The organism is Pseudanabaena sp. lw0831, from assembly GCF_016584665.1.
Taxonomy (GTDB): Bacteria; Cyanobacteriota; Cyanobacteriia; order Pseudanabaenales; family Pseudanabaenaceae; genus Pseudanabaena.
In genome coordinates, this window is record NZ_BBJB01000004.1 from 26,997 (window position 1) to 45,768 (window position 18,772).

Annotated in this window: 15 protein-coding genes; 5 read left to right on the forward strand and 10 right to left on the reverse strand. The window is 41.8% G+C overall.

Features of this window, described 5'->3' with window-relative positions:
* Positions 1-73 precede the first annotated feature (73 nt).
* The 8 genes from APA_RS01195 to APA_RS01230 all read right to left on the reverse strand — a co-directional run bounded on the left by APA_RS01195 (position 74) and on the right by APA_RS01230 (position 11,663).
* Positions 74-4,213, reverse strand: a complete 4,140-nt coding sequence (locus tag APA_RS01195; RefSeq protein WP_201320498.1) for a PAS domain-containing protein — start codon at positions 4,211-4,213, stop codon at positions 74-76.
* 424 nt (positions 4,214-4,637) lie between these two features.
* Positions 4,638-6,563 carry a DNA polymerase III subunit gamma/tau gene (locus tag APA_RS01200; RefSeq protein ID WP_201320519.1) on the reverse strand — a complete coding sequence of 642 codons (1,926 nt, stop codon included), beginning with the start codon at positions 6,561-6,563 and terminating at the stop codon, positions 4,638-4,640.
* Between the two features lie 107 nt (positions 6,564-6,670).
* On the reverse strand, positions 6,671-7,837 hold the full coding sequence (locus APA_RS01205) for a beta-ketoacyl-ACP synthase (RefSeq protein WP_201320499.1): 1,167 nt from the start codon (positions 7,835-7,837) through the stop codon (positions 6,671-6,673).
* Positions 7,821-8,384: a Uma2 family endonuclease gene (locus APA_RS01210; RefSeq protein ID WP_201320500.1), complete on the reverse strand. Its 564-nt coding sequence runs from the start codon at positions 8,382-8,384 to the stop codon at positions 7,821-7,823. Before APA_RS01210 ends, APA_RS01205 begins: the two co-directional genes overlap by 17 nt.
* A 153-nt stretch (positions 8,385-8,537) precedes the next feature.
* Positions 8,538-10,034 carry an Ig-like domain-containing protein gene (locus tag APA_RS01215; RefSeq protein ID WP_201320501.1) on the reverse strand — a complete coding sequence of 499 codons (1,497 nt, stop codon included), beginning with the start codon at positions 10,032-10,034 and terminating at the stop codon, positions 8,538-8,540.
* 14 nt (positions 10,035-10,048) lie between these two features.
* Complete coding sequence (locus APA_RS01220) at positions 10,049-11,110, reverse strand: ArsA family ATPase (RefSeq protein ID WP_201320502.1); 1,062 nt, start codon at positions 11,108-11,110, stop codon at positions 10,049-10,051.
* The gene (locus tag APA_RS01225; RefSeq protein ID WP_201320503.1) at positions 11,107-11,412 is read right to left on the reverse strand and encodes an HU family DNA-binding protein; all 306 of its coding nucleotides are present in this window, start codon (positions 11,410-11,412) and stop codon (positions 11,107-11,109) included. Before APA_RS01225 ends, APA_RS01220 begins: the two co-directional genes overlap by 4 nt.
* 56 nt (positions 11,413-11,468) lie before the next feature.
* Positions 11,469-11,663 carry a DUF2862 domain-containing protein gene (locus tag APA_RS01230; protein WP_201320504.1) on the reverse strand — a complete coding sequence of 65 codons (195 nt, stop codon included), beginning with the start codon at positions 11,661-11,663 and terminating at the stop codon, positions 11,469-11,471.
* A 162-nt stretch (positions 11,664-11,825) separates the two neighbouring features.
* Here APA_RS01230 and panB point away from each other — a divergent pair, with 162 nt between their 5' ends.
* On the forward strand, positions 11,826-12,596 hold the full coding sequence (panB, locus tag APA_RS01235; protein ID WP_201320505.1) for a 3-methyl-2-oxobutanoate hydroxymethyltransferase: 771 nt from the start codon (positions 11,826-11,828) through the stop codon (positions 12,594-12,596).
* A gap of 23 nt (positions 12,597-12,619) precedes the next feature.
* Here the strand turns inward: panB and APA_RS01240 are convergent, their stop codons facing one another.
* The gene (locus APA_RS01240; RefSeq protein WP_201320506.1) at positions 12,620-13,330 is read right to left on the reverse strand and encodes a DNA alkylation repair protein; all 711 of its coding nucleotides are present in this window, start codon (positions 13,328-13,330) and stop codon (positions 12,620-12,622) included.
* 68 nt (positions 13,331-13,398) lie between these two features.
* Here APA_RS01240 and APA_RS01245 point away from each other — a divergent pair, with 68 nt between their 5' ends.
* On the forward strand, positions 13,399-14,271 hold the full coding sequence (locus APA_RS01245) for a hypothetical protein (protein WP_201320507.1): 873 nt from the start codon (positions 13,399-13,401) through the stop codon (positions 14,269-14,271).
* Positions 14,272-14,318: 47 nt separating this feature from the next.
* Here the strand turns inward: APA_RS01245 and APA_RS01250 are convergent, their stop codons facing one another.
* Positions 14,319-16,277: an AarF/ABC1/UbiB kinase family protein gene (locus APA_RS01250; protein ID WP_201320508.1), complete on the reverse strand. Its 1,959-nt coding sequence runs from the start codon at positions 16,275-16,277 to the stop codon at positions 14,319-14,321.
* A gap of 346 nt (positions 16,278-16,623) precedes the next feature.
* On the opposite strand from APA_RS01250, the gene APA_RS01255 reads away from it, so the two are divergent.
* From APA_RS01255 to APA_RS01265, 3 genes are all read left to right on the forward strand, one after another.
* Positions 16,624-16,983: a hypothetical protein gene (locus APA_RS01255; protein WP_201320509.1), complete on the forward strand. Its 360-nt coding sequence runs from the start codon at positions 16,624-16,626 to the stop codon at positions 16,981-16,983.
* Positions 16,984-17,067: 84 nt separating this feature from the next.
* Positions 17,068-17,412 (forward strand): hypothetical protein, encoded by a 345-nt coding sequence (locus APA_RS01260; protein ID WP_201320510.1) that lies wholly within the window; start codon positions 17,068-17,070, stop codon positions 17,410-17,412.
* A 107-nt stretch (positions 17,413-17,519) separates the two neighbouring features.
* Entirely contained in the window at positions 17,520-18,701 is a 1,182-nt protein-coding gene (locus tag APA_RS01265; RefSeq protein WP_201320511.1) for a hypothetical protein, read from the forward strand.
* Positions 18,702-18,772: the final 71 nt, after the last annotated feature.

An 18,772-nucleotide genomic window follows, 5' to 3' on the forward strand; every position in this document is an offset into this window, starting at 1 on the left:
TGCGTGGGACATAAAGAATGTAGAAGCAATTCATGAATTGCTCCTACATTCTTTGGAACTCTTTGTACATGAGTCATTTGAAAACCTTTATATTACTGACTAGCCGAATAATTTCTGCCATAGTAACGGGTTTGCTGATGTAATCATCCATACCTGCGTCAAAACAAGCTTGGCGATCTTCGGGCATAGCATCGGCGGTCATAGCGACAATCTTCATTTGAGAATTGAGAGGTCGAGATCTAATCAACTTTGTGGCGGTCAATCCATCCATCTTCGGCATTTGAACATCCATCAAGATCAGATCGTAGGTTTGCTCTTGGCTAGCCTGTATCGCATCAAATCCATTTTCGGCTATATCAATTTGATAACCCAGTCTTTTCAGCAATAGTCTGGCAACCATTTGATTAACGGGATTGTCTTCTACTAACAAAACCCGTAAAGGAAAATTTGTGGCTAATTGAGGGTCGATTAAATTTTGGGTTACAAAAGAAGAGTCTTGAGATTGTTTGATCATTTCAGTTTTGGATGCAGAGATGGATACCACGATCGCAAAATGAAATATTGAGCCTTGATCAATTACTAGTCCATCTGATTGCCAGTCTAAGGGAGGTAGACCGCCAGTATTTCCCAAACTCTCTACCCAAATCGTGCCGCCCATTAACTCGACAAGGCGCTTACTGATTGCTAAACCGAGTCCAGTTCCACCATATTTACGACTAATCGAGGTATCAGCTTGGGTGAAGGATTGAAATAGTTTGTCGATTTGTTCTTTTTTAATGCCAATTCCTGTATCCGCGATCGCAAACTTTAGTTCATATTTACTTGTAATCGGCTTAAACTCACCATTGATCGTAATCATCACCAGTCCCCGTGGTGTAAATTTAATGGCATTGCCCACCAGATTTAGTAAGATTTGGCGCAGACGAGCGCGATCGCCAATGACTGTATCAGGAACATGGGACGCGATCGCATATTTAAGTTCAATTTGCTTAGCGATCGCGAGACTTTCCATCAATTTGATAACTGCAATTACCGTATCTTCCAAAACAAACACTTTTTCTTCAATCTCTAACATTCCTGATTCAATTTTTGAAAAATCCAGAATGTCATTGATAATGCTCAACAGCGCATCACCACTCTCCTTAATTGTCTGTACAAAATCCGTTTGTTCTTCGTCTAGATTTGTCATTTCTAGAAGTTGCGCCATGCCCAACACTCCATTCATCGGCGTGCGGATTTCATGGCTCATGGTGGATAAAAACGCGCCTTTGGCTCTATTAGCGGCTTCAGCTTTTTGCTTGGCTTGGCTCAACTCTATTTCGATTTCTTTGCGATCGCTAATATCCAAAGCAGTTCCGTAAAGTCGTATGACCTGTCCCTGCAAGTTCCTTTCTACTTCGGCGCGTCCTTCATGGTAGCGGATTGTTCCATCGGATTGAATGATACGGTAATCAATTTTATAGGATATACCCTCAGTGATCGCCTGTTCTACTTTCTGTTGCAGAATTAAGCGATCATCGGCATGAATCATTTGAAGATAGTCTGTAAAGATTGGCTCTGATTGATTAGAATCAAGCCCAAACATAAGGAAAAGTTCTTTAGACCAAGTAATTTTTTGGCTTTGGATATCAAATTCCCAATTACCAATATGAGCAACGCACTGTGCCTCAATTAGGGCAAATTCGCTTTTTCGTAATAACTCTTCGACTTGTTTGCGATCGCTAATATCAGTGACGAATCCCTCTAGATACATCAGATTACCACTATCATCATAGATGCCTTGACTTCTTTCCCACACCCATTTTTGCTCACCTGTTTTGGTAATAATTCGGTATTCACATTCAAATGATTGGCTCTCGTTAAGGGATTTTTGTAAAACCTCCCAAACTCTGTCTGCATCATCATGATGAATCTCTTGACCACAGGAAATAGAACGTTCGACTAGATATTCATCCTGTCTATATCCTGTGATTGCGGTAACTCCATGACTGATGAATATTGGCGTATAGTCGCGATCATTAAGAACCCGATAGACATAACCAGGGAGATTGCTGATCAACGTTGATAGAGTTTTTTCGCTGGCTGTTAAAGCAATTTCTGCTTGTTTGCGATCGCTAACATCTGTAGTGACAACCGTGACCACATAAACATTTTGATTCTCATCCCAGCGCGAATGATTTGTTTGCGAAATCCAACACTGAGATCCATCTTTATGTTTAAATCGATAGACATAAGTTCCAGTGCGTTGAGCAAAAATATCTGCATAAATTTGAGCCTGAAGATTTGCAAAATCCTCGAAATTTATACAACTAAACCAAAGGAATTGATCAGCAATTAATTCGGCAGGGCTATAACCCGAAATTGTTTCACATCCCTTGGAAACATAGCTGATATCCCATGTGCCATCGACTGTGAACTGTATCCTTGTAATAGCAGCACTGGCACTGTTTAAAACGTCATTCAGTTTGCTTTCTGATACCTGTAGATCAAGTTCTAATTGTTTGCGATCGCTAATATCCGTAATCGTACCAACCAGTTTAATTACCTTTCCTTGTTCATCGCAGATCGCCTCACCTCGACTGACAATATGACAGATCGAGCCATCGGGACGGATAATGCCATGCTCGATCTCATAGGGAGTACCATTGGCAATCGCCTCTTCTACTGCTGCCTGAAGTTTCGGTTGATCTTCTAAAGGAAGAATATCGAGGAAGTCGGCATAGAGAGGTAATGGCACATTTGGATCGAATCCTAGAATACGGAATTGTTGTTCTGACCAAGTACTCTCGCCAGTTGCAACATCAAAGATCCAACTACCAATTCGCGCAATCCGTTGGGATTCGTTTAGAGATGCCGTTTTTTCGGTAACTTGTCGTTTTAAATCATGCTCATAGTTCAAGCGTAATTGATCCGACGACTGAAGTTCGGCGATCATCTGCCGAAAAGATTTAGTCAAAATCTCCACTTCGTTAATGCGACACTGGGAAAGATCTTGATCGAGTCTATTTTTGGCAAAAGTTTCAGTTGCTTGAGTGAGGCGAGATAGCGATCGTGCAATACGGCGAGATATCCAAAATCCTATGCTAATAGAAGAAATTAGAGCTAAGCCACACAACAAAAATGTTTTCCGTAAGTTTGCCTGAATCTCTCCCATAAGGTCAGACTCAGGAATCACCATGATCGTTAGCCAATCCAACCCATATTCATCTTGATAAGGCGTGATCTGGACAAAATTGTTCTGACCATTGACATTCACAGTTAGCTGTTTCAACTCTTTGAAGTTTCGTAAATCCCTATATTGCTGAATTAACTGTCGAGATACTTCTCTCGTTATTTTATCTTGACTATCGATGGCATTTAGACGATCAAATTTGCCATCAATTTTTCTAATACCTGTTGCTTCCTCTTGCACAGATGTCGCGACAATAGCCCCAGATCGCTCGATGATAAATACCTGTCCAGTAGCAGTAAATTTCAATTGGCTGAGAAACAGGCTAATTGTCGAGAGAAAATAATTAGCTGTAAAAACTCCAGAGAATTTGCCACTGGCATCATAGACGGGCGTAATCGCGAATGTTTGTAAAACAGGTAATACTTTTGCTAAAGAGATAGATGTCCATGATTGTTTACCAATATTTTTTGCTTCTCCATACCATTCAGTAGTGCGAAAATCGTCATTTATTTGGAGAAATAGCTCGCGTGACTTACCCTGAAGATCGACACTATAATATCGGCGCTGATTGGGAATAACTTCGTTAAGAAAAATTGAGCCGATGGGAATGCTTTTACCTGTGGCTTTTTCCGCAAGAGCCAGTATTTCCTTGGATTCAACGCGCAAATAGCCAATGGATTTCCCATCTTCGCCCCAAAAACTGCTTGCGGCTAGTGATGGGGTTAATAGCATCTGTTGCCAAAATTGTTGCCGTAATTGTTCTTGGTCTTCGAGATTTAATTTTCCTTGTTTCACCAAAAAACTATTGTTAGCAATAGCTGATTGTGGCGTTTGCAAATAACTGTCAAGGCGATCGCTTACCCTTGCTGAAGTTTGCAGTAGTAATTGATTAGCTAAATTTTGAGTAGCCTCTTGCCCACTACGATAGGACAAATAGCCAACGACACCAACCGCGCCTACAATTAGCGACACAAATGGCACAACTATCGCCGATTGCAGGGAGATGTTGAGAAATGGCGATCGCTGTTGAGGAATACTCATTAAGATGAAGTCAAAACTATGATCGGACTTAAACAGAAGTCAAGCAACTGTATTAAGTGGCAATGATACATGAGTACTTGTGCAGAATACAGAAACCCGTAACCATAAGGGTTTGGATTACATACTAACTAAACTTACCACAATAATTTTTCTAAAGGTATTGCTTTAAAACATTTTCAGAAAAATTATTGGTTCAGTTTTGAGCGCAAAACACCGTAATTGTGCCGAGGGACTTACCAAAAAAGATTACTTTGCGACACTACCCTATATCCTAAGAGCGTGTTTGAGAAGTTTTGCTTTAGCCCCCCTAGCCCCCCAATTCTGGGGGGAACAAGATTAAAGTCCCCCAGAATTGGGGGATTTAGGGGGCAAAAACATTGGCTTCAGCTAAAAATCTTGTGTGTATTGACTTCTCAAACACGCTCTAAGCATCCTGATTAATAGATTCATTGCTAGACTCTTCATCAAGATCAACAATCTGTCCATTAAACAAGTCAGCTAAATTTTTGATCACCCTGTCATCTTCCGACATCCCAACATAACCTTTAAGTTGAGTCTGAGGTTGACTGGCTTGATTAGGTGCTGTGTTTGCTGGTGGAACTGTTGATGGCGGTATAGGTGGGGAATTAGAAGCTAAAGGGGGGCTTGGACTTTGATAAGTGACGGGCGGAGGTGCGATCGCAGGACTAACAGGAAGAGGAGCCGTAACTTTTACTGTTTCAGCTTGAGGCGGTGTAGTCACAAATGAAAACATTACCTTAATCGGGCGCTGCAAATGCTTAGCGAAAACCTCCTCTAGTTCTGGTCGCTTCTGAACCACAATATTTTTTGTGGTTTCATCACGCTTCCCCCCTAAGCCAATTTTGACACTACTACTATCGATCGCTAGAATATGAGCCTGTATCTGGATAAAAACCCATTTTGTTGGCGTTGGCAACATTGACAAAATACTTTGCCACATCTGCTCTAGATCATATCCAACTGAAGCAAAGTTCTCAATATCATCACTTCCAGATGATATTGGAGTTTCAACAATTGGGAGAGATGATATCGATGGTGTAGATGGTTCAGCTACCTTCGCTATTTGAGGGATTGGAGGGATTGGAGGTGATTCTGGTGTTGGAATTGATGGAGCTTGTGCAGCAGGATTAGTCCTCGGTGGTTGAGGTGCAACTTGCTGAGTAATGGGTGTAATGCGCGATGGAATAAATGGTTGCGCCGAAGAAGGAAGAGGCGATTGTGACTGCGCGATCGCGCCCTGTGCTGATGGCAGTAAACCCATGAGCGTAACTTCTAGCCATAGGCGAGGCTGTGTGGTGTTACGGATTTGTAGCTCGGCAGATCGCAAATGTTGTTGACCCAGTAAAATATTTGAGATTGCTAAACCTTGAGCTAGTTGACTCAATCTCTCCCAACCAGAACTAGTCATGGCAACAAGATCACTGCGATCGCTAGCTGTTTTCGCAATTAATAGATCACGGTATACATTCGCCAAGTTCTGCAACACGATCAAGGGTTCGCGCCCCCGATCCATAATTCGCCGTACATAGTCAATTAATTGGATGGAATTATCGGATGCGATCGCTTCAATCAGTGATAGCAAATCCTGCTCAGGAACAGATCCCACCAAATCCCATACTGCTTCAATCGTAATCTCTCCATCCAATAAGCTCAATTGATCCAGTAAAGATTCTGCATCACGTAGCCCACCCTGTGCAATTTGAGAAACCAAGGTAATCGCTTCAGTATGAATATTAATATTCTCATTTGCGGCAATCTTCCCTAAATGCTTCACCATTGCATCAAGAGGAATCCTCCGAAAGTCAAACCGCTGGCATCGCGAAATAATCGTTGGTAATACGCGCTGTGGATCAGTAGTCGCAAGAATAAAAGTAACGCGATCAGGAGGTTCTTCAAGAGTTTTCAGCAATGCGTTAAACGCTGCTGTGCTCAACATATGACACTCGTCAATTATATAAACCTTAAACCTTGCCTTAACTGGCGCAAACTGGGCGCGTTCGATTAATTCCCGAATATTATCGACACCCGTATTGCTTGCTGCATCAATTTCAGTAATATCTAGCGCATTACCATTAGCAATGCTAAGACATAGTTCACATTTACCGCAGGGGTGGGGTGTAGGTTGGTCAGAGCTTAGGCAATTGAGCGACTTTGCCATGATCCGCGCACTAGACGTTTTGCCTGTCCCTCTTGCGCCTGTAAATAGGTATGCAGGTGCGATGCGCTTAGTGTTTAAGGCATTGCTAAGAGTATGCGTGATCGCCTCTTGCCCAACGAGGTCGGCAAAGATTTGCGGTCGATATTTGTGGTGTAGTGGCTCATAGCCCATAGGAACACGATGATGCTCAAGCAATGCTGGTCAAATATATCATTCACCAGTATATAGCGCTTTTCAAGCAAGCAATGTTTCCCCGCCGAAGGCGGGGAAACAAACCGCTATAGAGATAGTCTTTGACCGAAGGCGACGATCGCATTTTGACCGCCAAAGCCAAAGCTGAAATTAAGCGCATATTGAAGATTGGGCGATCGCTCGGCTTGTTGAACCATTTTCAAATCAAAAGCAGGAGTTTTCAGTCCTACAGTAGGCGGCAAAATGCGATCGCGTAAAGATAACAGACAGAATGCTGCCTCGATCATCCCTGTTGCCCCCAGCGTATGCCCTGTTGCACCTTTGGTTGCACTAACTTTACTGTCAGGAAAAATTCTTTGGATTAATTCTGCTTCACGGGCATCATTCATTTGAGTTGCCGTGCCATGCACATTGATATAACCAATATCAGCAGCATTAATTTGCGATCGCCTCAAACTATCTTTAATTGCGATCGCCGCCATTCTATTGTCAGGATTGGGACTAGTGGCATGATAAGCATCATTCGTAATTCCCCAGCTTAAAACCCTGCCATAAATTTGACAACCTCGCCGTCTTGCGGAATCCAATGACTCTAGTACTAGCACCGCCGCACCTTCTCCTAGCGCAAAACCTTCGCGCTCCTGACTGAATGGATGCACGCCTGATTTGGCTAATACATTAATTTTTTGAAATCCTGCGATCGTTAATGGAGTAATCGCCGCATCGGTTGCACCTGCGATCGCCATGTTGCATTGTCCTGAACGGATTAATTCAACAGCTTGAGCGATCGCCCAGTTTGCAGTTGCACAGGCTGCCATCGGTGCAAGGACTGGGGCTTGAGTTTGCAATAAATTAGCAATTTGTGCTGATAAATTCGCTGGCTGATATTGCCACCATTTACGCTCAACCAAGCCTTTTTTAGGCGCATCTAGAAGTAATTCTAATTCTCTCTGATTACTACGACTAGAACCAATGACTACGCCGCAGTTCAGTAATGGAACTTCCAGACTCGCATCAACAATCGCTTCTAAAGTAGCTTTTTCTAATAAATTTTGCGATCGCGATGAATGAGAATCCTCTAAATAATCAACTCTCGCAACAGGAAGTTGGATTTGATCGTCAAACTTAATCCCTGATTTACCATCTAAAAGCCTTTGCCATGTATTTTCGCGATCAGATGCGATCGCAGTGATCATGCCAATACCTGTCACAACGACTATGGTTCTATCAGCGACTCTATCCCAAGATTTCATCGACAGTAATACTTACATCAGGAAAAGCAAGGACAGATAAGTTTTGACCACGATAGAATTTCTGGATATCTTGATAACCATTCGCAGTTGGGTATCGATAAACTTCTATACAAGCGCTATTAATATCAATTAACCAGACTTCAGTAATTCCATCTTCAGTATAGAGAGGGATTTTTAATTCGCGATCGCTATCAATTGTACTATCAGCAACTTCAATTAAAAGAAATACATCAGCAGGCTGTGGTAGTTCAGACTCATAGCAATCAGATTTACGCTTTAACAACACTACATCTGGTTCAGGCTTAGAAGTGTTATCTAAAGCTAAAGGGTTTTGCACACTAAGTAAAATGCGATCACCTAATTTTCTTGTGAAAACATCAGACAATCGAATTACACAAGCTGCATGTCTTCTCCCAATGGGTGACATTTTAATTATTTCTCCTCTAATTAGTTCTACGCGCTCACCATCAGCTAGCACTCCAGATTCAGACATCCGATCATATTCTTTCACGGTGAAGAGACGCTTAAGTACTAATGTAGTTGGCATATATTTACCTCCGTGGAAATGATTTTATTTTAACCTTAAATTATGCTGTTACAACGCTTTGCGCTCAACCCAGAAACAAGAAAATCCTATAAAGTGTTGCTTCACAACACTTTATAGGATTTTCTTGTGTTTCGTTCAGAAAATTGCCGTAGTCTATGGCAACCATCGCGGAACTGTGCCGAACATGGGTAATACTTCGGGTTGTGGAGAATTTGTAGCTTGATTATTATTAATCGGCAACATAATTAATTGGGTTGGCACTTGGGGAGCGCGAGAATTTCTAGAAGCTTGGGCAGAATCTCCGGAAATAGGTGGCGAATTAGAGGTGCTTTTGTCACTGGGAATTGCAGAATTCAAAAGAATTGATTGACCATCGGGAGCAATATTAAATCGAACTTCTCTTTGTGGTGGAAGTTCTAAAAGTCTTCGCAATTCAGCCGTTTCTAGATTGATCGCAGCGAGATATGGCTTCTCACGAAATATATTTTTGGCAGTATCTTGTTCAACATCGGTGAGTAAGCAATATAGAGTCTTTTCTTGAGGATCGAACTGAGCGCCAAGAATAGACCCATTAATTTTAGTGAGTTCCTTCTGCAATCCTTGGTTATTTACCAAATATAGCGATCGCGTATAGTCCTTATTAAATTTAATCGTTGCAGCTTGTGTACCGCTTCTACCAAAATTTAGAACTGTGCCGAATCTTGGGAGAAAGTCCAACGGTGGGGCTTGCGGCTCAAGAGGCAAAATCGCAACTCCTTCGCCTTGAGCGATCGCCACCGATGCGCTGTCGGGCGTGAACATAAAATCGCCTCCTGGCTGATTATCAAGCGATCTTGGCGGTTGATTATCTTTGATGAGCCAGAGTCCATAGCGTCCGACTTGCTGACGGCTGAGTCGCTGTACCAAGATGTTTTTGCCATCGGGCGAGAGATCGAATTTAAAATTTTGAAAGTCATCACTACCAAGTATAGGTTTGATTTCTGGCGGATTTGACGTTAACCGATCTTTGCGATCGATTAACGTCGTTACCAGATAAAGTTTTTGATCAAGTAAGCTTTGCCCCACCGTTTCAATCGCCCCAAAGAGAATCTTTTGGCGATCAGGATAAATCCGAAAATCTAGGACAGCCAGATTAGCGGATGTTAAAACACGCTTGTTCTTTTGTAGCACATCGAAAAGTATTAGGCGACCTTTTTCTTCCCCCTGTGAGCCAATATATGCAAAATAAGGATTTGGTGTCGTAAAACTACCAGTAAATGGTTCGATCGCTTTTTTATCGCCAGATTCACTAGCAAAGCGATCGTAAGCATTTTCTAGCTTGACCGTATAGGATTTGCCATAGATGGCTGGTGCTAAGGGCGTATAAGACATCCGTCGTGATGACCAACTGATTTTTCCAGCAAGGGGTGGGTCAAACTTAAGATTTTTTTCAACGCTGTCACGATCCATCGGACGATTAAAAGTTAAACCAAAAGAGATATTTGTGGCATCAATCTTCTGGCCTTGCCAACTAAACTCTCTTACCTGCGGTAAGGTTCGATCGCCCACCCACAAAAGTATGGCGATCGCCACAGCCAAAAAAGCTGCTAGCCCAATTGCATAGCGATCAAGTGGCTGAGAAAATAATTTAAAGCGAGGGCTAATTTGCATAGTTAACAGATAATTTAGCCAAAGGAAATAATGAGATAAGAATCTTGAAACTTTGCACCTGTGGCTTGTTTTCCAGCAAGTTCAGTCGGCAAGAAGATATTACGGCGTTGATCGCCTGCTTCGATGGTTACTTCTGGCCCTAGCTGGATTAGTTTGACCTGTTTTTTATTGAATGTTGGTAAAAATAACTTGACTTGCTTAGTTATCGTATTTATTTCAATTGGTTTGGGAGCAAGATTAGCAAGCTGCTCAGGAATTGTTAACTCAGTTACTTGATCGGGGATTTGACATATGGATAGAGGCTCAAAATCAGAATCAGAAATCTGATCTCTAGAAAATACGCCACCAACAGTTAACCCAACCTGTTGAGCACTGCCCCATAGATATTTGGCTGTAGCGATCGCATAGGGATCGCCAGTCGTGACCAGATAAGCCGCCACGCGACTCGGATCGTTAACAGCTTTTTGACCGCGTGTTAGTACCGAGGACATCTCACCGGCCTGTTGCGAAATATCATCGGTGCTAGAAACTTGCAGAATACTTCTTAAAATTGGTTCCACAAAAGGCGAAATCGCTTGTCCAAGCGCCGAACCTGTTAAGACCTTCTTAAACCGTCGCAAATACCAGCCTAAAATTTCTGGCATCCCCAGCATTCGCAGGGTTTCGATATCGCCCATGCCATCGTAAATGATTACGTCATACTTGCCTTCAGCATCACGTTCACGCAAAAAGCTCAATCCTAGAGCCGAATCCATACCTGGTAAAATGCCAAGCTCTTGACCATAAACTTCTTTAAAAAAAGGAGTACGCAGAAATTGGCTTTCTAGCCCTTTCATCTTGTCCCAATACCTTTCCAGCAAAATCGTTGATTGCAAATGTACAGCCGCAAAATTTGGTGCGACTAATTGCGGCTCACTGCTTAGCTCTGCACCTAGTCTCATGCTGAGGGTGTCACCAGCTTGTTGCCCCACATATAAAACTTTTTTGTTCTGGGTTGCCAAAGCACGCGCAGCAGCGATCGCGGTTGTCGTTTTGCCAACGCCGCCTTTACCAATAAATGTCAGAATTAGGCTCATTGGATTTTCTCATTAGACATTTGCACCAGTTTTTTTAGATGAGGACTGGGGCTGAAATAGGGAACAGTAACTTCGGGAATCTTAATTGGCTGATGTGTTCGAGGATGACTTCCCAAACGGGCACGACGATGACGTACTCCAAACTTACCAAAATCACTTAACGTGACTGATTGGTGGTTAGCTAGAGCCTTGGTGACACAAACTAAAACTGCTTCAAGGCTAGCTGAAGCTATGCTATAGCTTAGTCCATCAACCTCCGCCATCATGCCCCGAATGATATCTTGACGGTTAATATCTGCCATAGGGCTTGGTAATAATGATGAGATGATGTCGCGCAATGCGCGACATCATGACTGATTTAGACTACTGATTCTAACTCATCCGCAAAAAACCAAGACTTGGTACTGTCAGGGAATTTGACAACGAAGCCCCATTTGCTACCATCTAGAATTTTTTCTTCTTTAATGACTCCGATCTCGCCGACTTTGTTAGCGATCGCCTTGCCACTGCCATCTTTGAAACTACGAACACGAACTTTTTGACCAACTTGCATAATGTTTGCTTCTCGTACCGAACTCGATAAATCTTTTGCGTTTGCTTTAAAAAGTTTACATTAGATGTTAGCTCTATAAAATAAAGAACCAATTTGTTGTGGCGCGGCGAAGCCGCGCCACAACAAATTGGTTCTTTATTAACACTCACGAGGAATGCCCCGATGTCAGTAACGATCGCCCAATTGCAAAAATGGAAACAGCAAAAAAAGCCGATCGCGGCGCTGACAGCAAGTGACTATGCGATCGCTAAACTGCTCGACAAAGCAGGCGTGGATATAATTTTGGTGGGGGATTCTTTAGCGATGGTGACGCTTGGATATAAAAACACTTTGCCTGTTACTCTCGATGCAATGATCCATCATGCCCAAGCAGTGGGACGTGGGGTCGAGAATGCTTTTCTAATTGTCGATATGCCATTTCTTAGCTATCAAGTTAGTACTGAAGAGGCAATGCGATCTGCTGGGCGTATTTTTAAAGAGACCGATGCACGCGGGATTAAACTCGAAGGTGGCTATCCCGATATGGTTGCAACTATTCGCAAATTGGTACAGGCGGGAATGCCTGTGATGGGGCATGTAGGATTAACACCGCAATCGGTACATCGGATTGGCTATCGAGTTCAGGGTAGCACACCTGATGCAGCCGCAGAAATTTTACGTCAATCTAAAGCTTTAGTCGAAGCTGGTATTTTTGCACTTATATTAGAAAATATTCCTGCGGAGTTAGCGACCCAGATTACGGAACTGATTCCTATTCCTACAATTGGTATTGGTGCGGGTCAAGGCTGTGATGGACAGATTCTGGTAACTCACGATGTCTTAGGCTTATCCGATTGGCAACCACCCTTTGCCCACAAGTATGTGGACTTAAATAGCATAATTACGGAAGCAATTAAGCAATATTGCCAAGATGTACGAAAGCCCAAGAATTGAGTGACGGCACTTCGTGCCGTCACTCAATTCTTGAGCTTTGACAAATATGCTTTTCGCTTTGATTCATCAAAATGCTCGATCGCATAGCGCAGCATCGTACGGGGCATTTGTTGATAATAGACATCCAAAAATCCAACTAAAACTTGGCGATCTTGCTTGCCAACTTCGCGCAACATCCAACCGACCGCTTTATGTATAAGATCATGGGGATGTTTTAAAAGAATGATCGCAATTTGGATAGTATCGGCAAACTGTTGATTTTTGATAAATTCCAAAGTGGAAACAATCGCGATTCTCTGTTCCCAAAGATTTTGCGATCGGGCTAGTTCATATAGAATATTGCGATCTTGACACAACAAATGTACACCCAAAATCTGACGACATGTGACATCCACTAAATCCCAATTATTAATCCATTTGGTATGTTTGAGATAGAACGCAAAGATTTCTTCTCGTTTAAAAGTATCGGCTTTAGGATATTGATAGGTGAAAATCAACAGGGCGGTAAGACGATATTCATGAATGTCTGTTTGTAGAAGTTGTTCAAGCTCATCAAAGCCAAGACTGATAAATTTTTTGGCTAATTGCCGTTGTTCTGGCACAGTAATACCTAAAAAGCGATCGCCTTCTCCATATTCGCCTTTACCCGTTTTAAAGAAACGAGAAAGCGCGATCGCTTTTGTTGGACTAGCCAATGCATCTAGCTCACTCTTAAGATCGGCTTGTGTTAGCATAATTTACAGGGTGCTTTTCGTTTATATTAACCCTTGTTTGCCATAGTTCAGATGGACAGTAAAATCAAATGCTAAGCTCCCCAATGGGATACAAAACCCAATCCATTGATACCAGCATTGATGCAGAGATATATCTGTTTAGTCGGTTGAAAGCACTAACTCTAATTCAAAAAGCTGAAAGGGTAACCAGTTGGACAAAAGGCTGCTTAGAACTTTGTTTAATAGGTCTTCAACAACGTGATCCTAATGCAAACTCATGGAAATTGCGATATGAATTTGCTAAAGCTACATTAAAATCTAATTTTTCCGATCTTGTCTATCAAAATATTTCTGAATACGCTCAACCGCTTATGCTTACCGATCCAATTTCACTAGCGCTGGATATAGCCGCAATTTTTAATAATTTAGATATTCCCTATTTAGTCGGTGGTTCGGTTGCAAGTACATTGATGGGAGAGCCGAGAGCAACCGAAGATGTGGATGTTGTTGCAGATTTAGAAATAGGGAAACTAATTCCATTAATGCAAGCTCTTCAACCGAGATTCTATGTTTCTGAAGATGCGGTTCGAGATGCAATTAGGCTTAAACGTTCTTTTAATCTCATCGATAATGACTCTCTAGGGAAAATAGATGTTTTTGTACTTAAAGATAATCCTTTCCCTCAAATTGAATTCCAACGTCGGCGATCGCAACTAGTTCGGCAAAACCCCGATCAAATGCTGGTGTTGCCCACTCCCGAAGATATTATTTTGCAAAAGCTAGTCTGGTATCGGATGACTAAGAATGAGTCGCAGAGGCAATGGCGCGATGTTTTAGGTGTACTCAAAATTCAAGGCGATCGCTTAGATTTTGAGTATTTACAAAAATGGGCTGGGGAGCTTAGTTTAAGTGATTTGCTGGAGACTGCTTGCACAGAGTCAGGAATAGAACTTTTCTTTTAAACCGAAAAGGAGCTAGGCAAAAGAAGCGTTAAACGCTCCTTTTGTTTTTACCAACTACGACCATTTACAGGTCGTCTTAAACCAGAGCCAACTAGTTCTCGTTCTTCGCTTAGAGGATTGCTAACAGAATTATTGACTAAATCCTGCTGCTGCTGATCTTGATATTTCTTCTCGTCGCGTAATAGAACTCCACGGACTGCTCGCACTAGAGATCGCTGGGCTAGTTTAGAGATAACATCTCGTCCAATGGTGAGAGTTTGTCGCTTGCTGAGGATACGGGTCGCTAAGGGCAGAATGTCAGTGGGTGCGATCGCTTTATCTTTTTGGAGAATTGTCCATAGTCTGGCAATATAACCCAAACTTGAAGGTGTCTCAGCTGTAGATATTGTTGTTTTGACTTTAGGATCAATCACAATATCGCCAATTAGAGAAGTGCGAAATCTTTCTGGCAAACGCTTGGTTGTCTCAACTTCAATACCTTTAACAATTTCATCAATAATGCGATCGTGCATGAATTCACTGCGATCTGACAGCAAGAAATCAATTCCTTTGTCGAGAGTTCCACTCAAGTTATAGTCGGGATTCTCTTGAGCATTGCTCAACAAATTCTCTAAACGATTCCAACGAAACTCACCATCGCGAAAGAGTAAATCCTTCAGAGCCATCCGTAATTCTGGAGCAGAGTCATTTAGTAAACGGTTTGCCACATAGGGATAGGCGACAGCTAAGACCTTGAAGTTAGGATCGACGCTCAAGGCAATTCCTTCTAAAGTAACTAGCGATCGGATGATCAGTGCGTAATAAGCTGGGACTTGGAAAGGATAGTCATACATGATCTGTGAAAGTTGATCGGTCATGTCTTTAAAATCCATTTGGGTCAAGCTCTGACCTTCAGGTGGATTAAAGACTTCCGATAGAGCTGGCACGATCTCCCCAAAGTCAAAATCTTCTGTCAAGAACCCTAAACGCACATAATCTTTAGATAAAGCCGTAAAATCACGATTGACTAAATGCACGATCGCTTCGATTAGTCCAAAACGCTGTTCAGCCGAAACTTGGCTCATCATCCCAAAGTCTAAATAGGCGAGTTTGCCATCACCCATTACTAGTAAGTTGCCTGGATGAGGATCGGCGTGAAAATAGCCATAATCAAGTAACTGACGTAAAGAGCACTGTACGCCAACTTCGATAATGCGACGACTATCAAAGCCTGCTGCTTTGACCTTCTGCACATTGGTTAATTTTATGCCTTCAATCCATTCCATCGTCAATACACGTCTAGCGGTATACTGCCAATAGATTCTGGGAACATAAATACCTTCTAATTCTCCATAATATTTAGCAAACTTCTCCGCATTTTGACCTTCAAAGGTATAGTCCATTTCTTCAAAAATGCGACTAGCAAACTCATCAAGGATCGCCGCTAAATTTGTGCGCACGAATTTAAAAGTCTTTTTGAGCCATACGGCAATACCGCGTAGGATATACATGTCAAGGGCAATGCCCGCAGCAATGTCAGGACGCTGTACTTTGATGGCAACGAGTTCACCTGTTTTGAGCTTGCCTTTATAAACTTGACCGAGGGAAGCAGCCGCGATCGGGTTGTCTGAGATTTCCGCATAAACTTCCAATGGATCCCCTCCCAATGCATCGCGAATAAATTGGAAGGCGATTTCATTGGGAAATGGAGGTAATTGGTCTTGCAGTTCCGCGAGTTCGTCCATGAACACGGGTGGCACGATGTCGGGACGAGTCGAAAGGGCTTGACCAATTTTGATAAATGCTGGACCCAAGCGGGTTAGTAACTTACGTGATTCGATCGCTAATTTTTTTAATTCTTTTGCTGAGGCTTTGGCATTGAGGCGCAGTCTCAGAAACAACCAGATTAGTGGTACAAAAATCACTATGCAGCGCCACCAGACTCGCAAAGGTTGGTTGCGGTAGTAGTTAGCGATCGCATCGATATCATAACGATCTAACTCAAAGTCTTTTTTGGTTGCAGGCATAGGATTTGGGGAGACTCATCTTGTAGACTTTAGTTTACATATTATTTTAACAATTTGTAACAAAATTCGGGATAGCTCTCTAGACTTATGTTTGCAATCATAGAGCCTTTAAATTTTTAGATACATCTTAACTCACTATGGCTATAGCCAAGTGAGTTAAGATATAAAACCCAAAAGAGAGTTGTGGCGCGAAGCGCCGCAACTCTCTTTTGGGTTTTGTTTTTGTTATAACACAAAGTAGCTACAGCTATACAGCTAAAAGTATAAGTTTTAGGGACGTCTTAAATTTTTTTGCTTTCTAAGGTATGCAGTAGAATGAAACATAGTTTTTTATTCATTTGCTGCTATGAGTCAACCCGATAACCTAGAAGAACGCTTTCGTGAGCTAGAGCGCGAAGTGATGGGCAACAAACAACAAGCGAGTAGTCAACCACATGATCCCAACAAACGCGCTGAGCCAGAACGTATTGCCATTGGTCAAAGTGTTGATGCAGCTAAAACTGGCTTAGGCAGCCTAATTACTTGGGTCAATAGCCTGACTGGAGCAACCAAAGTTGCGGCGATCATGGTAATCGGCTTAGTTTCCTTTACAATCCTGAGTTTTGTCTTTAGACTAGTTACAGCCGCGATTTCCATTGGCATTATGGCGCTAGTCGGATTTATTTTATATAAAGTATTCTTTGAGCCTAGTCCAACTAAATCATAAAATTTTTTACTGCGAAACAGGTAAAGGAAGTGCTGTGCAAAACGCCGCACTTCCTTAAATCAATAAATATCAGGACTAATTCCTATGACTATCTCTCGTGCATCTAGAAGACCAATCCAGCCGAAGTTACGTTCAATGCCCCTGCGTAAAACACCTTCAGCGTTATATATTCAGATGCATCAACTCGCCAATGAGAAAGAGCGTCTGCAAGAAGAATTGGTAAGAGTATGCGATCGCCAGCAACAAATAGTCAATCGCCTTGCTGAACTTGATCGCAACCTCGCTCAACTAGATCTCGATGTGGAGAATAGTGCGGTAAACGCTGAGATGACGGAAGCGCAATTTGTCCATAAGATTAAAGCCAAGCCCATTGAGCGAATTCAAACTACTCGTGGGGCAACCTACGAAAGTATGATTATTGAATACTAGTATTTCATCACGACCTTTAAAAAAATTTTTTGTATTTTGAGAGCTAATTTCTATAAGGGAATGCTACTGCTAAGGAATGAGAGGCTCAAGGCATTGGCAAAATAGTAATGAGTAATTCTTCTAAACTTTTATCTTTCTCAATTATAATTTGTGTCTCAATTAATAGTATAGCTTCTTCATTGAGAGCAGAAGATAAGCAAGTCAAAAAAGGAACATATCAAGAACAAAACAATCAGGTCAATCTTCTCGTTATTAAAGATAGCTCAAACTTTTTGCCTCTTCAAGAGATTGAAAAATCACTAAATAGAAGTCAGGATCGTATTCTAGCTTCACCTAATCGATTGAATCCTAGTTTGCAAACGCCTGAGCCAGAGACGATTCCTGTGCAAGAATTTATTTCGCCTCCCAAACTGGAGTCAGTAATGACTGATTATGCTGTACTTGATAGCATGACGACAAATTTTCAAGGTGATGATGATAAAACTGGACAAGTCAACCAGATTTTTGAACCCACTTGGAAATGGCGATTTAAAGATGGAACTATCATCAGCTTCCAAACAGGATTTAATTCTTTTAAGTTAGCTAAAAAAGATTCTATATATAATGTTCCATTACAGTTCGGAGTCGCAAAAAAAATTGGGTCAGTAAATCTTGATGTGCGGGGAGGAATTGATGTCTTCAATCGCGTACCAACCACAGCAAATATAGAGGTGAATGCTAATCTATCAGTTTTTGACGGTATGACTTTATTTGGATTTTTTGAACAAAAGCCTTACAAATCGAATGTAAACACAATTGAAAACCAAATTAAGATTCGGAGATTTGGACCTAATGTTTATTGGCAAATTGATCCCCATACAACTTTATTTTCTTTATATAGATGGGGTGATTACAGCGATGGCAACACGGATCAACAGTCTTTCAGTCGGTTGGAGCGCAAATGGGGACAATTTGCGATCGCCGCTAATTTATTTACTTGGTTTTACGAACGGGAATCTGCACCAAACACTTATTTTTCACCAAGAGATTTTCTAGTGTATACAGGTGAACTATCTTGGCAAGGGGATATATTTAATTTTTTAAATTGTCGGTTAGCGTTTAATGCTGGAGAACAGAGAGGAGCAGGTAATTTTTCACCTGCAAAGAGTTATCAAGCTAAATGTACTGCAAAGATTTCTCCAAGCATTGAGGTGGATTTTGGGTATGCACATAGCAATGTTCGCAAGCCAGATACCGGACTTAGCTCTAATAGCGAAACCATCACTGGACAATTACGAATGAAATTCTGATGATACTTTGATGATGTTTAGTCCTATGATTATAATTAGTGACGCAATGCGACGTTTATCGATCTCTATCA